1 pseudogene is annotated in these 1653 nt (G+C 61.1%); it reads right to left on the reverse strand.

Annotation, left to right across the window (positions count from 1 at the left end):
• Positions 1 to 1643: pseudogene (locus CKW29_RS25320) on the reverse strand (sugar-binding protein); the annotation flags it as partial.
• Positions 1644 to 1653 lie beyond the last annotated feature (10 nt).

Below are 1653 nucleotides of genomic sequence, written 5' to 3' on the forward strand. Positions count from 1 at the left end.
GTGGTCTTGCCGTTGAGGGTCACCTCATCGCGCAGCTTGCGGCCGTGCTCGAAGGGGTTGTCCGGTTGGTCGATATAGGTATATGCCGTGACTTGCAGTGGCTCCTGATCATTGCCGACCTGCAGCAAGGTCTCGTCGCGGATCGCCAGCCAGGTACCGCGGCCTTCCAACCCCTGATAACCGGCATAGCGGTATTGGGTTTGCAGTACCGGTGCCGCGCCGTACTTCGAGGGCGCCGGCGTCACGGTTTTGCTTTTCAGGTGGCGCACGAAGTCGTGCGGGTCTTTCGGGCAGAGCACGTTACCCTCTTCATCCTTCTCCCCTTCCGCCATGTACCAGGTGCTGGTTTCGGTCACGCCGTTGGCATTGACCTGGGTCAGCAGGTTGCCGAAGTCGTCATAGGTGGTGGTCACCGTTTCCGTGTGTTTAGGGTCTGGATTGCTTTTTCTGTACCAGGTCTGGCTCGCGATGTGCGGCAACTGGCAGTACGCCGGCTGGTGTTCGAACTCGGTGCCAGGTTGCAGGTGGTAGAACGTTTCGTTGTGCAACACGTTGTCGTTTTGCGTGGTCTCCTCAACCCTCAGCAGGTGAAAGCGGTTGAAGGTACGGGTGATGCGACGGATGGCCGTATTACTGTTGACGTCCCACAGGCTTTGCGTGGTGCTGTAGATGTAGTCTTCCTTGGCCCGATAGAGGTTGTCCAGGCCGTCATCGCTCCAGACGGCGCCGCTGTCATACCCCAGAAAGTTGTGGTGATCGGCCGGGTAGGTGTAGTGGGTAACGATGGCCGGCTGCCCGAACCCCGGGTCGTTGTGGTGGGTGTCGACCCGGGCCAGGGTATCGCGGTCCACGTTGGGGATGTAATGCGGGATTTGCGCGTAGGTGATGGTTTCGACGCCGCCCACCGGGGTTTCCACGCGTTTGAGGCGCAGTCCGCCCGCGGGCTGAAGGTCATAGTCGAAACGCCAGGAGGCCTTCTCCTCGGTGGGCAGTTCGATCCGGGTGACCCAGCGATCGTTACTCATCTGCATCGTGAACAGCGCTTCGTAGAGGGTGCCCGGGTGCAGTCGCAGGAACACCTTGTCACGCGCCTGCGCCGGCTCCAGCCTGAGCAGGGGTGTGCCGTCGGCATTGTTAATGCCGGCGAGGCGGCGCCCCTGGCCTTCGTTGTCGTAGTGGAGGGTGACGACATGCCCCTGGGCCGAACGCATCTGGCTGGGCAGGGCGATTTTATCGGCCCCGCCTTCGCTGAGGATCTCCTCCAGGCCGGACTTGTGCACCACGCGGTAGGTGCCGTCACGGTTGTCGAAGAAATGAAAGCTGTCGAGTTTTTTCTCGCGGATATCCGGCTGCGGGCCGCTGCCAGTGACCTTGAAGGTTTCGCCGCTGCTCAGGGAGAGGATCTGGTTGTCCGGGTTGTATTGCGACAACTGCAGGTCCCAGCCCAGGCCGAAGCCGCTGTCGGTGCGGTTGAGCGGGCTGAAGTGCAGTGACAGCGGGACGTCCGGGCCGCACAGGTTGTTAGCCTTGAGCGGCGGCAGGCTGATGGTACAGGTGTATTGGCCGGTGCGTGGGTCGACGCCGGTGCTCACATAACTCAGAAAATTGAAGGCATTGGAGTGTAATGAGGTGGAAGCGGTCATGGTGTTCTCC

Source organism: Pseudomonas sp. Irchel s3a18, assembly GCF_900187535.1.
Taxonomy (GTDB): domain Bacteria; phylum Pseudomonadota; class Gammaproteobacteria; order Pseudomonadales; family Pseudomonadaceae; genus Aquipseudomonas.